Origin of the sequence: Herbaspirillum sp. SJZ107 (genome assembly GCF_006715485.1) — a bacterium.
GTDB lineage: Bacteria > Pseudomonadota > Gammaproteobacteria > Burkholderiales > Burkholderiaceae_D > Telluria.
This window is the reverse complement of record NZ_VFNH01000001.1, coordinates 1,049,728-1,063,027: the sequence shown is the minus strand read 5'-3', so window position 1 is coordinate 1,063,027 and position 13,300 is coordinate 1,049,728. Positions and strand designations below refer to the sequence as shown.

Annotated in this window: 11 protein-coding genes; 7 read left to right on the top strand and 4 right to left on the bottom strand. The window is 62.7% G+C overall.

Annotation, left to right across the window (positions count from 1 at the left end; all coding sequences use genetic code 11):
• Nucleotides 1-245 precede the first annotated feature (245 nt).
• Together FBX97_RS04830 and FBX97_RS04825 are read right to left on the bottom strand one after the other, a co-directional pair.
• Entirely contained in the window at nt 246-773 is a 528-nt protein-coding gene (locus FBX97_RS04830; RefSeq protein WP_141829134.1) for a hypothetical protein, read from the bottom strand.
• Between the two features lie 850 nt (nt 774-1,623).
• Entirely contained in the window at nt 1,624-1,953 is a 330-nt protein-coding gene (locus FBX97_RS04825) for a hypothetical protein (protein WP_141829132.1), read from the bottom strand.
• Nucleotides 1,954-2,073: 120 nt separating this feature from the next.
• On the opposite strand from FBX97_RS04825, the gene FBX97_RS04820 reads away from it, so the two are divergent.
• Nucleotides 2,074-2,394 carry a hypothetical protein gene (locus FBX97_RS04820; protein ID WP_141829130.1) on the top strand — a complete coding sequence of 107 codons (321 nt, stop codon included), beginning with the start codon at nt 2,074-2,076 and terminating at the stop codon, nt 2,392-2,394.
• Between the two features lie 106 nt (nt 2,395-2,500).
• On the opposite strand, the gene FBX97_RS04815 is transcribed toward FBX97_RS04820, so the two are convergent.
• On the bottom strand, nt 2,501-3,460 hold the full coding sequence (locus FBX97_RS04815) for a TIGR03571 family LLM class oxidoreductase (RefSeq protein WP_255517294.1): 960 nt from the start codon (nt 3,458-3,460) through the stop codon (nt 2,501-2,503).
• 222 nt (nt 3,461-3,682) lie between these two features.
• On the opposite strand from FBX97_RS04815, the gene FBX97_RS04810 reads away from it, so the two are divergent.
• Entirely contained in the window at nt 3,683-4,513 is an 831-nt protein-coding gene (locus FBX97_RS04810) for an alpha/beta fold hydrolase (RefSeq protein ID WP_141830903.1), read from the top strand.
• Nucleotides 4,514-4,558: 45 nt separating this feature from the next.
• On the opposite strand, the gene FBX97_RS04805 is transcribed toward FBX97_RS04810, so the two are convergent.
• On the bottom strand, nt 4,559-6,925 hold the full coding sequence (locus tag FBX97_RS04805) for an FdhF/YdeP family oxidoreductase (RefSeq protein ID WP_141829127.1): 2,367 nt from the start codon (nt 6,923-6,925) through the stop codon (nt 4,559-4,561).
• A 207-nt stretch (nt 6,926-7,132) separates the two neighbouring features.
• Between FBX97_RS04805 and ppk1 the strand changes: the two genes are divergently transcribed.
• From ppk1 to FBX97_RS04780, 5 genes are all read left to right on the top strand, one after another.
• Complete coding sequence (gene ppk1, locus FBX97_RS04800; protein WP_141829125.1) at nt 7,133-9,301, top strand: polyphosphate kinase 1; 2,169 nt, start codon at nt 7,133-7,135, stop codon at nt 9,299-9,301.
• Nucleotides 9,267-9,740 carry a histidine phosphatase family protein gene (locus FBX97_RS04795; protein ID WP_141829123.1) on the top strand — a complete coding sequence of 158 codons (474 nt, stop codon included), beginning with the start codon at nt 9,267-9,269 and terminating at the stop codon, nt 9,738-9,740. The genes ppk1 and FBX97_RS04795 overlap by 35 nt, the downstream gene beginning before the upstream one ends.
• Before the next feature lie 219 nt (nt 9,741-9,959).
• The gene (locus FBX97_RS04790) at nt 9,960-10,592 is read left to right on the top strand and encodes a head GIN domain-containing protein (RefSeq protein WP_141829121.1); all 633 of its coding nucleotides are present in this window, start codon (nt 9,960-9,962) and stop codon (nt 10,590-10,592) included.
• 396 nt (nt 10,593-10,988) lie between these two features.
• A complete protein-coding gene (locus FBX97_RS04785; protein ID WP_141829119.1) occupies nt 10,989-12,146 on the top strand; it encodes a hypothetical protein in 1,158 nt (385 codons plus the stop codon).
• Nucleotides 12,147-12,148: 2 nt separating this feature from the next.
• Nucleotides 12,149-13,270 carry a Gfo/Idh/MocA family protein gene (locus FBX97_RS04780; protein ID WP_141830901.1) on the top strand — a complete coding sequence of 374 codons (1,122 nt, stop codon included), beginning with the start codon at nt 12,149-12,151 and terminating at the stop codon, nt 13,268-13,270.
• The last annotated feature ends 30 nt before the right edge of the window (nt 13,271-13,300 follow it).

Below are 13,300 nucleotides of genomic sequence, written 5' to 3'. Positions count from 1 at the left end.
CATCGATCGCGTAGAGTGCACCTGGCTTTAGGCTAGCTCGAGCACTCGGCAAAGGGCTAAATGGTAGAGATTGACATACAGGTACTGACATAGTTTTGAGACTTACATTACAGGATTGGGTTCGGTAATTTAAACGCCGGTTAAGGTCCGCTCCTGGCCGATTGAAGACGTATTGTAGCGTCCGCTATCGACCCAAAGCGGACTCACCAAAGATCTAATGAAATTCATATTGATAGTTCATATGTCTACCTTCGCCGATTTTGTCTGCGCTCGCTAATAGCACGAGTGAGGAAGTGCAGCGCGACCGCGCCCGATAAGACGAATCCGAACACCCAAGCTATCAATCTCAAGCTACGCGCTTCGCGTAGCTCATCGGTGGTGGTCAGCGTACGTCCGTCAGCAGCAAGCCCCCACAGGGTCGGATTTCGATCAGCATGAATCGCATATAAGACCGTTACCCAACCCGCACGACTGATCGCCGCTAAGGTTTCGTCCACGCGTGGATCTGGCTGCAAATAGGTGAAGGTGATGCGAGGTTCGCCGATGCAGAACCGGAATCCATTCAGGCGCTTGCCCCGCGAATAGATTGGCGTGTGGTCCTCGACCACTCCCCTGACGGACAACAGCCGGTCTGGCGGACTAATTTCAGCCATATAGATCATCGCTCCAGAAAAGATGAGCGAGACTATGCTCAATGTCATCCCAACCCAATGGCTACGCTGTTTGCCAATTGGTGGCCTGTAGTATTGGGCATGCTTCGACCGATTTTTCATGAACGGTTGCTTATTTCTCGCCGGTGATCGTTGTGCCCTAATACGGATTAGGGCTTTTTACCCTTTCTTTCAAAGCCGCGTCTTTGGCCAAAAGAGTTTCCTGCGTAGAACCTTTGCTCATTAATCATGTACGCTAGCAAACGACTGCTCGTGGCCGACAGCAGACTAACATAACCTTCTGATGTCGGCCATAAAAGGCAGTTGAAACAAGGAAAAGCCGATCGATACCTTGGCCGCTTTAGGCTTGCGCATAGATGGTAGAGTTGGCCGAGAATAGCTATCTGGAAGGAGTCAACTCGACGTTGACCAATTCGCTGTGACTAGCGTTAATCATTTGTTTTCTATATCCATCGGCTTGAACAGTAAATTCTCCTTTAGGGAAAACCAATGGTTCGATCATGAAAAATTGCCACACATCCTTAAAGACCGGCTTAAGGTCGAACTTGCCTTCTATGTTAGAGAAAACGCATCTCTGCTCGGCCTCACGAATACAAATTTGTGCGTTTGCGATCGGTATGTAAGTAGTCGCGTCGATTACCCTTCCTCTCATGCCCGCTTGCTGCTGGATTGGCATAGATATGCAACCACCGAGGGTTGAGAGAAGAGCGATAAGTATGAGTGTTCGAAACATGAGTAATTAAAATTGCTTGACTATTTATCAATGGCACTGTATGCGATCTGTCCACTAACCGAAGACGCCGAACCTACGCAAGAGCAGACCACTACGGTCGTCCGCTCTTGGCCGGTAGCGGACGGTCGAGCCAGGATAGCAGGTTGCCGAATCGACAAACTCTCGAACTTTCACGATCGTCTGCTTCCGACCCGAAGCGGACGGCCAGGCAATTACCTATCATGCCGCTATGTAAATTGTCGCAGCCGTAATTTGACCCAAAGGATATACGAGGCAAAACCAGTGCCAGGCCTTCAGAGTCACGCTGCCGCTTCGTACTCCAAGAACGAAGTAGAGAAGCCCTGCAAGACAACTTCCTAGTGCAATCAGGTAGGTAAAGAGCGTCATCATCAGGACGCCGATGACGTCAAATCCAACATCCCGACCGGCAGCCCGGCCTTCTTCAAGTGAACCCATTAGGTATATGATCATAACGCCAGCGAGTGTGCATGGAATGCTGCCACAGATCATTCCAATGCCGACGGTGGTAGTCGTTTTGCTGTTTTTCATTCATCACGTCACTTTTTTAGGCCGCTAGCATTTCTGTCCAAACGTCAACGTCGCCGAGTTTTTCAACACAATAGGCAAGAACCGGCCATTCGACATCATCGAAAAATATGGGAGTAGGACATGGAATGGCTTGAACCTTGGTGCTCCACCGAGAGCCTTCCTCGTGAGTTTGGTGACAGGATCGCGCAGCAATTGGCTGTTGAGGTTCCGAGCGGACATTTTATGTTCGGGTTGCCCGTTAAGCTAATCGCTCGTGGTAACGGCGATGACGCTCTTTTCGAGATCCTTGACGGAACAGGTCGGATAGCCGATGTCCATTTGACTTGGAGTAAAAGCAAAGAACGCTTGCCCTGGCCTATCACGACAATTTACTCCAGCCTTTCCGAATGGGCCGCGACTGGCATGGTCAATGATCATATGGACTGGTCTGGGGATGCCTGAATGTGGTGCACAACGACCGTCCGCTTCGGGCCGATTGCAGACAGTCGCAAAAGCCCAGTGTACGCATCTGTTACACCCAAAGCAACTGGACGAGTTTGTCAGGGTTTCAAGGCGCATCCGCGCCAACGCGCAGCCCTTGAAGGTGTGGCACGATCTCGGCACCGAGTTCCTCCAATTGCTCGGCCACCGGCCGCGGTCCCTGCAGGTTGACCAGCATGTGGTCGACGCCAAGCCGCGCCATGCGCCCGAAATAGGCCAGCAGCGCATGGCGCCCGGCGCGCAGGCCCAGTTCCAGCGGCGCCGCCGGCGCATCCGCATCGTCCAGCAATTCCAGCTGCAGCGATTGCACGAAGGGTTTGCGCCGGCCGCCGGCGCGCTCCTCCAGCGCGCGCTGCCACAGCGCGATGCGGCCCTGCTGGCGCGCTTCCTCGCGGTGGTAGGTGGCCCAGCCGTCGGCGTGCGCCGCGATCCACTGCAGCGACTGGCGCGCGCTGCCGACCGCCAGCATCGGGATGCGTGCCACCGGCGCCAGGCCGGGCACGAAACCGCCGCTGGCCGCCAGCATCGCCGCGCGTTCGGCCTCCAGGGGCGCCAGCGCACTGCGCAGCAGTTCCCAGCGTTCGCGGTACAGGACGTCCGGCGGTCGGTCGACGCCGAACGCGGCCAGCTCTTCCGGCCGGTCCCCCGAACCCAGCCCCAGGATGAAGCGGCCGCCGCTGAGACGGTCGAGCGACAGCGCCGCCTTGGCCAGGTGCAGCGGATGGCGCAGCGGCAGCACGGCCGCGGCGGTGCCGATGGCAACGCCCGGCGCGGCCAGCGCCAGTGCGGCCAGCCAGACGAAGGGATCGTCGAGCAGCGCTGCCTCGCCGCTGCTGCCTTGCGGAATCGCCAGCGGCACGTCGCGCGTCCACAGGGCGGCGATGCCGAGGGCGCCGGCGCGGGCCGCCAGCGCCGTCTCGCGCGCGACATCGGCTTCCTGCCCGGGTATACGCTCGAGTGGCGTCATCAGGCCCAGGGTCAGGTGGCCGGCACCCAGCACGCGGGCATAGGCTTGATTGAAGGGCATGGTAGCGATCGGTTCGGGCGGCATTGGTTCTCGGCAAGGTGACATGGCATGGACAAGCCATTGTAGCCAGCGCGCGCGCATGCGCCAGCGCAAACCGGCGATGGCGGCAACCCTTATCGTGGCAGCGGAATATGCAGGATCGGTAGCACGGCAGGATCCGCGCCCGCACCGCGCCGGTGCAGGCCCACCTACTCAAGCTTCGGGAGCCTTCGCATGACGACCATGACGACCAACTACGTGACGACCGCGGACGGCGTCCGCATTTTCTACAAGGACTGGGGCCACGGCACCCCCATCGTGTTTTCGCACGGCTGGCCGCTCAGTGCCGACGACTGGGACGCCCAGATGATGTTTTTCCTGGCCCAGGGCTACCGCGTCATCGCCCACGACCGGCGCGGCCACGGCAGGTCGAGCCAGGTATCCGACGGCCACGACATGGACCACTATGCCGACGACCTGGCGGCCGTGGTCGACCACCTCGGCCTGCTGGATGCGATCCACATCGGCCACTCCACCGGCGGCGGCGAAGTGGTGCGCTACCTGGCGCGCCACGGCCAGGGCCGCGCGGCGAAAGCCGTACTCATCGCCGCGGTGCCGCCGCTGATGGTGCGCACCGACGCCAATCCCGGCGGCCTGCCGAAGGAAGTCTTCGACGACTTCCAGCGCAACACCGCCACCGACCGCGCCCAGTTCTACCTGGACATCGCCAAGGGGCCGTTCTACGGCTACAACCGCCCGGGCGCCCAGCCCAAGGACGGCATCATCGCCAACTGGTGGCGCCAGGGCATGCAGGGGTCGGTCAAGGCGCATTACGACGGCGTGGTCGCGTTTTCCCAGACCGACTTCACTGAAGACCTCAAGCGGATCGCGATCCCGGTGCTGGTGCAGCATGGCGACGACGACCAAGTCGTACCCTACGCCAACTCCGCACCGCGCACGGCCGAGCTGTTGCCGAACGGGACGCTGATCACGTACCCGGGATTCCCGCATGGGATGCCGACCACGCATGCGGAGCAGATCAATGCGGATATTCTGGCGTTTATCCAGAGTTAGTGCCAACGCCGTGCCCGCGCAGGCGGGTACGACGCAGTCGGGCGGCTAGACTTCCGCCCGGCTCCCCGGCGACACCCCGCGCATCGACTTGTTCGCCTCGGTCGACGGCCCCGGCTGCGCCGCCTTGCGGATCACGATCGGCACCGACTTGTAGGAAGGCGTCCCGCTGCGCTCGTCGAAGTTGCTGAGCGCCACCAGGCTGTTGGCTTCCGGGTAGTAGGCCGCCGCCGCCCCGCGCGCGATATCGTAGGCCACCGCCACGAAGTTGCGCACGATGCGCGCCTCGCCGCCCTGCTCGCCATCGGCGACCGACTCGATGTCGACCATGTCGCCATGCTCGAGGCCGCGCTCGGCAAGGTCGGCCGCGTTGACGAAGACGACGTCGCGGCGTCCGGTCACGCCGCGGTAGCGGTCGTTCTTGCCGTAGATCGTGGTGTTGTACTGGTCGTGGCTGCGCACCGTGGCCAGCACCAGCACATCCTTCACGCCGGGGCGCGCCAGCGGGCGCTGGTTCTTGCTGTCGAACACGATGAAATTGGCGCGGCCGGTCTTCGTGCGCCATTCGCGGCGGCCGGCCGGGATGTCGAGGCGGAAGCCATGCGGGGTCTTGACGCGCTCGTTGTAGTTGCCGAAGTCCGGGAGCACGGCTTCGATGCAATCGCGGATGCGGCTGTAGTCGGCGATCATCGCATCCCAGTCGATTCTGGAATGAAGCAGCGTCGCCTTGGCGATGCCGGCCACGATCGCCGGTTCCGATTTCAGCTCGGGCGAGGCCGGCGTCAGGCTGCCGCGCGAGGCGTGCACCACCGACATCGAATCCTCGACCGTCACCGATTGCGGGCCGGTGGCCTGCACGTCGAGTTCGGTGCGGCCGAGGCAAGGCAGGATGTAGGTATGCTTGCCGACCAGCAGGTGCGAGCGGTTGAGCTTGGTGGCGATGTTGACGCACAAGTCGAGCTTGCGGATCGCGGCGAAGCAGGCTTGCGGGTCGGGCATCGCCACCGGCAGGTTGCCGCCGAGGCAGATCAGGGCCTTGGCGCGGCCATCGCCCATCGCCTTCAGCGCTTCCACGGCACCATGGCCGTGCTCGCGCGGCGGCTGGAAGCCGAACACGCGTTCCAGGCTGTCGAGGAAGGACTGGCTCGGGATCTCGGTGATGCCGACCGTGCGGTCGCCCTGCACGTTGGAGTGGCCGCGCAGCGGGCAGATGCCGGCGCCTTCGCGTCCGAGGTTACCGCGCAGCATCAGCAAGTTGGCCAGCTGCTGCACGTTGGCAGTGCCGTGCTTGTGCTGGGTGATGCCCATGCCGTAGCAGATGATGACGCGCTTGGCTTTCGCATACACGTCGGCCGCCGCTTCGATGTCCGAGCGCGGCAGGCCGGACACGGATTCGATCTCGTCCCAGCCCGTGGCCTCGATGTCGGCCACCAGGGTCTCGAAGCCGCTGGTGTGGTCGCGGATGAAGTCGCGGTCGAGCACGCCTTCGCCACCCTTTTCCAGGTCGGCCGCATCCTTGGCGAACAGAGCTTTCATCATGCCCTTGATGACGGCGCAGTCGCCGCCGACCTTGACCTGGTAATACGAGGATGCGATCGGCACCGCCTTGCCGACCGTCATTTCGAGCGGATGCTGGGGCGACTTGAAGCGCTCCAGGCTGCGTTCCTTGAGCGGATTGAACACCACGATCGGCGCGTTCCTCAGCGAGGCGGCGCGCAGCGTGGCCAGCATGCGTGGGTGGTTGGTGCCCGGGTTGTGGCCGAACGAAAAGATGGCGTCGCAGGCATGGAAATCTTCCAGCGTCACGGTGCCCTTGCCGACCCCGATCGATTCCGGCAGGCCGACGCTGGTGGCCTCGTGGCACATGTTCGAGCAATCCGGGAAATTGTTGGTGCCGTACTCGCGCACGAACAGCTGGTATAAAAAGGCGGCTTCGTTGGAGGCGCGGCCGGAGGCATAGAACTCGGCCATGTTCGGGTCCGGCAGGCTGCGCAGGATCGCGCCGATGTCGCGGAAGGCCTGTTCCCACGACACCGGCAGGTATTTATCGGTGGCGGCGTCGTACACCATCGGATGGGTCAGCCGGCCCTCCCACTCGAGCGCGAAATCTTCCCAGTCCCACAGCTCGCTGACGGTATGGCGGGCAAAGAATTCGGGTGTGGTGCGCTTGTTGGTCGCTTCCCAGGACACGGCCTTGGCGCCGTTTTCGCAGAACTCGAAGGACGAATGCTCGCGCGGATCGGGCCAGGCGCAGCCGGGGCAATCGAAACCCTCCGGCTGGTTGACCTTCATCATGATCGGCGTCCCCTTTGCCGACATCTGGCCGCGGATCGCCTTGGCCACCGCCTGCAATGCGCCCCAGCCGCCGGCCGGGCCGCCGTACTCGCCGATTCCCGGTACATCTTTCTTGGCCATACAAAATTCCTTTGAACGTCAGCAGTTATGCAATGCGGGTCATTCTACGGCGCTGTCCGCCAAGGCGTTTTTCAGTAGATTCCGTGCAAGAATTCATGCCCGCAGGCCAGCGCGCCGGGTGTGCGGCGCCATGTGCCGAACCGCTCTGTCACAATCCTGTCATCTAGGGCTTCTACACTCTCTTGTCTTGATTGAAATATTCCAAACATGGATTTGAAGTTGAAAACCGACGAAGCGCCGGTACCGCCCATTGCGGTGCCGACGGACCCGCACAGCCATCTGTTCCTCAACCGCGAGCTGTCCCTGCTGGAGTTCAACCGCCGCGTGCTGGAACAGGCGGAAGACCCGTCGGTGCCGCTGCTGGAACGGCTGCGCTTCCTGTGCATCGTCAGCAGCAACCTCGATGAATTCTTCGAAGTGCGTGTGGCCAGCCTGCTGGCACAGTACCAGCACAACAGCGGCGTCGACGACGTCGCCAGCCTCAACCTGGACGGCACCAGCGAAGAATGCCGCCAGATCATCGCGCGCCAGTACGCGCTGCTGAACGACGAGATCCTGCCCAAGCTGTCCGAGCAGGGCATCCACCTGCTGCGCCGCTCGGCCCGCAACGCGGCCCAGAAAGCCTGGGTCAAGCAATACTTCGACAAGGAAGTGCGGCCGCTGCTGACCCCGGTCGGCCTGGATCCGGCCCACCCCTTCCCGCGTGTGATCAACAAGAGCCTGAATTTCATCGTCGAACTGGCCGGCAAGGACGCCTTCGGGCGCGGCACCGGCATCGCGATCATGAAGGCGCCGCGCGTGCTGCCGCGCGTGATCCGCCTGCCCGACGAGCTGTCCGACAAGCCGGGTGCGTCCTACTGCCTGCTGTCCTCGGTGATCCAGGCCCATATGGCCGACCTGTTCACCGGCCGCGACGTGGTGTCGTACTCGCAGTTCCGCGTCACCCGCAACAGCGACCTGTGGGTCGACGAGGAAGAAGTGAAGAACCTGCGCCAGGCGCTGCAGAGCGAACTGCACAGCCGTAACTACGGCTTCGGCGTGCGCCTGGAAGTGGCGCGCGGCTGCCCGCGCCACCTGTCCGACTTCCTGCTCGAGCAGTTCTCGATCGACCGCTCGCGCCTGTTCTCGGTGGACGGCCCGGTCAACATGGGGCGCCTGCTCGAGATCGCCAACACCAGCACGCGCGCGGATTTGAAATTCCCGCCGTTCGCGCCGGGCTTCCCGCCCCGGCTGGCCACCCATCACGACATCTTCAACGTGCTGGACAAGCAGGACGTGCTGCTGCACCACCCGTTCCAGTCCTTTCAGCCTGTCATCGACTTCATTCGCTGCGCGGCGAGCGACCCCAACGTGGTCGCGATCAAGCAGACCATCTACCGCGCCGGCGCCAACTCCGAACTGATGGAAGCGCTGATCAACGCCGCCCTGCGCGGCAAGGAAGTCACCGTCATCGTCGAACTGATGGCGCGCTTCGACGAGGAAGCCAACATCAACTGGGCCGAGCGCCTGGAAGAAGCCGGGGCCCAGGTCGTGTACGGCGTGGTCGGCCTCAAGATCCACGCCAAGATGGCCCTGATCCTGCGCCGCGAAGCGGGCGGCCTGCGCCGCTACGCCCACCTCGGCACCGGCAACTACAACCCGACCACGGCCAAGCACTACAGCGACTTCGGCCTGCTGACCTCGAACGAGGCCCTGACCGCCGACGTCAACGAAGTCTTCATCCACCTGACCAGCCTGACCCGGCCCACGCAATTGAACAGCATCTGGCTGGCGCCGTTCTCGCTGCAAAAGGAGATCGTGCGCGCGATCCGCCACGAGGCTGCGATCGCCAAGGAGGGCAAGCCGGCGCGCATCATCGCCAAGATGAACTCGCTGACCGACGAATCGGTGATCCGCGCGCTGTACGACGCCTCCGCCGACGGCGTGCGCATCGACCTGATCGTGCGCGGCGCCTGCGCCCTGCGCCCCGGCGTGCGCGGGCTGTCCGAGAACATCAAGGTACGCTCGATCGTCGGCCGCTTCCTGGAACACACCCGGATCTTTTACTTCCGCAACAACCTCAAGCACGACATCTACCTGGCCAGCGCCGACTGGATGAACCGCAACCTGTTCCGCCGGGTCGAAGTGGCATTCCCGGTGCAGGCGCCGGCCCTCAAGAAGCGCGTGCTGCGCGAAGGCCTGCAGGTCTACCTGAAGGACAACGTCAACGCCTGGGAACTGGGCAGCGACGGCCGCTATCGCCGGCGCAAGCCGCGCGGCAGCCAGAAGGCGTTCAGCGCGCAGGGGGCGCTGATGGACATGCTCGGCCTGGGACCGGACCATCACAACAAGGAAAACGAACATGGAACTGATCCTGTGGCGACACGCCGAAGCTGAACCGCATACCGAGGACGAAGTCACCGACCAGTTGCGGGCACTGACGCCGAAGGGCGCACGCCATGCCTCGCGCGTAGGCGCCTGGCTCGACCGCCAGCTGCCGGCCGGCTCCCGTATCCTGACCAGCCCGGCCACCCGCTGCGTCCAGACCGCCGAGGCGCTGGGCCGCAAGTTCGCCACCGCGGACGCACTGAACACCCACTCGACGCCGGAAGCGATCCTCGACGCCTGCGGCTGGCCGCGCCAGAAGACGCCGGTGGTGGTGGTCGGCCACAATCCCCTGCTCGGCCAGGTAGCCGCGCTGATCTTCTCGGGCGTGGCCCACGAGTGGAAGATGCGCAAGGGCAGCCTGCTGTGGATCGCGCGCAAGAGCGATGAGGATCCGGCGCCCTTCATCCGCCTGGCCGTGGGGCCGGATATCGTCGGCAAGCTGCGTTGAAGACTGGGGCGGGCCGCGAGGCCCGCCGCCTGGGTCGATGCACTTTCGCTCGTCGGTTAGTTGCATAAATCCGGCCACTGTTTGATGTTGCACAAAGGATATTTATGTGGGATTCTTGACAGCTCATCCAGCGAATCGTGCATTTCATCGCAAGGGCGGCGCGCCGGAGGATGGGCGCGCCAATAATGATTTCAACTTCCACTCGATAAGGAATCGATCATGCTCCGCTCCGCACTCGCCATCGGCCTGTCCCTTGCCACCCTGGTAGCCCACGGCGCTCACGCCGCCGAACAGGTTCGCACCGCCCCACCCTTCAGCTCGATCAGCGTGCAGGGGCCGATCAGCGTGACCGTGGACGCCGGCGCACCGCAATCGCTGACCGTGCGCGGCAGCGACAAGTTCGTCAATGGTCTGGTCAGCGAAGTCGTGAACGGCGAACTGCGCCTGCGCATGCAGGACAAGAAATTCAGCACCACCAACAGCGATCAGCGCATCCTGATTTCGATGCCTGTGCTGCGCGCATTCAGTGCCGAAGGCGCCGGCGAAATCAAGCTGAATAAAATCCGCGGCGAGCGCTTCGACGTGAATTACCGCGGCGCGGCCAGCCTGAACATCAACGGCACCGTCAAGAACTTCACGATGCGCGCGGAGGGCGTCGGCGAAGTCGATGCCAGGTCGCTGATCGCGAACAATGCCGACGTCCGCTTCCAGGGCGTCGGCGACGTGCAGGTGTATGCCAAGGACCGGCTCGATGCGGTGGTCCAGGGCATGGGCAGCCTGCGCTATTTCGGCAAGCCGCGTACGGTGAACAAGTCGGCGGCCGGGCTGGGGTCGGTCAGCGCCGGGGAGTGAGCCTGACGGCAATGTGCCCGCCAACCTGAGACAAAACCGGGCCGGCAGCCGCACCTACGGGCGGCGCCGGACCGGCACACCCGTCCCCAACGACGAAGACCTGCTTTTCCCGTCAGCCAGAATCGGGCCGTCCAGCGACGGCGGCTGTATACAGGCCTGTCTTACGCATCCCCGCCGCCGTCAATAAGCCACAAATCCCCCTTCTCCATGCGCCGCCGCAGCGCCCCATGCTGAGTGCATGCGCGGCCTCAATCCCGCGCAAGTCCCCTTCCCTAACATCGATTGAAACGACATTCACTGCATTTGATCAACAAAGTTTCAGCGCACTCAACTGGAATGCTTGCGGCTCATCAATGCAGCGAACGCGTCCGATGAAACTCAACGATGAGGTCTGCCATGCACGACCGATTTGCGGCATTTCTATGGGCGGGGCGCTGGGCCAGCGCGGTCATGGCGCTGATGTACCACGTCCGGTTTCTCCAGTTTGTCGATTACGACGCCGTCGTGGCCAAAAGCGCGCTGTCGAAAGGGTTTTATTTCCTGACCGGTCTCGGACACGAATCCTTTGCCGTCTATTTCGTCCTCGATGGAATCGTGGCCGGTCTGATCCTGCGGCAGCGGCGAGATCGCCTTGCCGTACCGCGGCATCTGGGCGCGTTGTACGCGATTCTCGTACCCGGCCTGCTGCTCGGGGCGCTGTTCGATGTCACCGGTACGCAATTCTTCAACCAATCCGGTGTCTACACCCGCTTCCCGGATTTCAGCACGCTTACACTCTCTTATTCTTCGCTGCTGGGGAATGCCGTCATGCTGCAGCCATTCGTCGTGCCGACCTTCGGCAGCAACGGGATGCTCTACCTGCTGTCCTATCTGTTCTGGAGTTTCGTCATACTCGTCCTGCTGGTCCGTGCCCCCGCGCTGGGCAAGACCCGCGGACGGCTCGTGCAGATCGCGTTGTCGGCCGGCGTGCTGCTACTGGCGCCCGCGCAATTCCTGAATTGGGCTGCAATCTGGCTGACCGGCGTGGGTCTCGTCGTCTTCTGCGAATCGAGGCAATGGCGCCCACCGCTTTTGCTCGGCATTGCCGGGGTAATTGGTACGTTGCTCGTTTCGAGATTCATCGGATCGCATACCGGCCTGCTGCCGCAGCCGTTTGGCGAATGGCTGGTCCACTACAAATACATATTGGTCGGCTTGGGTTTCGCCTGCCTCGCCGGTGCGCTGTATCCGCGGCGCAGTCCGGACAATGGCGGCTTGCCCACCCCGCTCATCGAAACAGGAAGCGGCACGACCGGGCATTTGTCCGCATTCGCTTTCTTTTTCCATTTCCCGGTCGTCATGCTGGTATTCGCTGTCGCGGCGGGGCCCCTGCACCAGCCGCTGCTGCAGCAGCCGACCCCGGCACGCTATGCCGCCTTTGTTTTTATCGTCTGCCTGTCGCTTGCCGTCACGACGATCGCCGCACGCGCATTTGCTGCCGTGCTGGAGCGTATTTATATTACAATCATTCCATTCTTGAAATCGATTTCTCTTCGTAAGCTGAAAAGGGAGTGATGATGGTGGATTTGAATCGACGCGGCCTGGTGCTGGCCGCCGGCAGCACACTGGCGGCATCGGCGATCGGCGCACCGGCCCTTGCGGCGGCCCAGGATCGGAAGATCGGTTATGCCATCGTCGGCCTGGGCGGCTATGGCCTCGGCATCATCATCCCGCAGTTCAAGAATTGCCAGCACAGCCGGCTGGTGGCACTGGTCAGCGGCGACCCGGCGAAAGCGAAGCGCGTCGCCGCCGAATACGGCGTCCCCGAGACCCACATCTACAATTACCAGAACTACGACAGCATCCGCAACAACCCGGACATCGACGTGGTCTACGTCTGCCTGCCGGTATCGATGCATGCCGAATACACGATCCGCGCCGCCCGGGCCGGCAAGCACGTAATGTGCGAAAAGCCGATGGCGGTGTCTTCCGCCGAATGCGAAGCCATGATCGCCGCCTGCAAGCAGGCCGGCAAGAAGCTCATGATCGGCTACCGCTGCCACTTCGAGCCGAACAACCTGGAAGCGATCCGCCGCGCCCGCGCCGGCGAGATCGGCAAGCTGCGCTACTTCCGCTCGGAGCACGGCTTCGTGGCCGGCAATCCGTCGGCCTGGCGTCTGAAAAAGGCGATGTCGGGCGGCGGCTCGCTGATGGACATCGGCATCTATGCGCTTAACGCGTCGCGCTACATGACGGGCGAGGAGCCGGTGAGCGTGTACGCCACCGAGCGCACCGACCGCAGCGATCCGCGCTTCCGCGAAGTCGAGGACATGATCGAGTTCGAGCTGGAATTTCCGTCCGGCGTGCTGGGTTCGTGCATGTCGATGTACAGCGCCAACCGTAACCAGATCCTGCTGATGGGTGACAAGGGCCGGATCGAACTGGAGCCGGCGACCAGCTACCAAGGCATCCGCCTGCGCGTCGGCAGCGGGATGGGCGAGGCGGTCACGCCGCCGCCCACGACCGGGCTGAGGGCGGGAACGACCATGTGGGCCGGCCAGCTGGACCACCTGGCGCAATGCATCCGCCAGAACCGCGAGCCGATCGTCCCCGGCGAGGAAGGCTTGCGCGATATCCGCATCATCGAGGCGATCTACCAGTCGGCGCGCGAACGCCGGCGGGTTGCACTGCGGGCTTGAGGGCCTGTATCCCGTCGCCCCCGCGCAGGC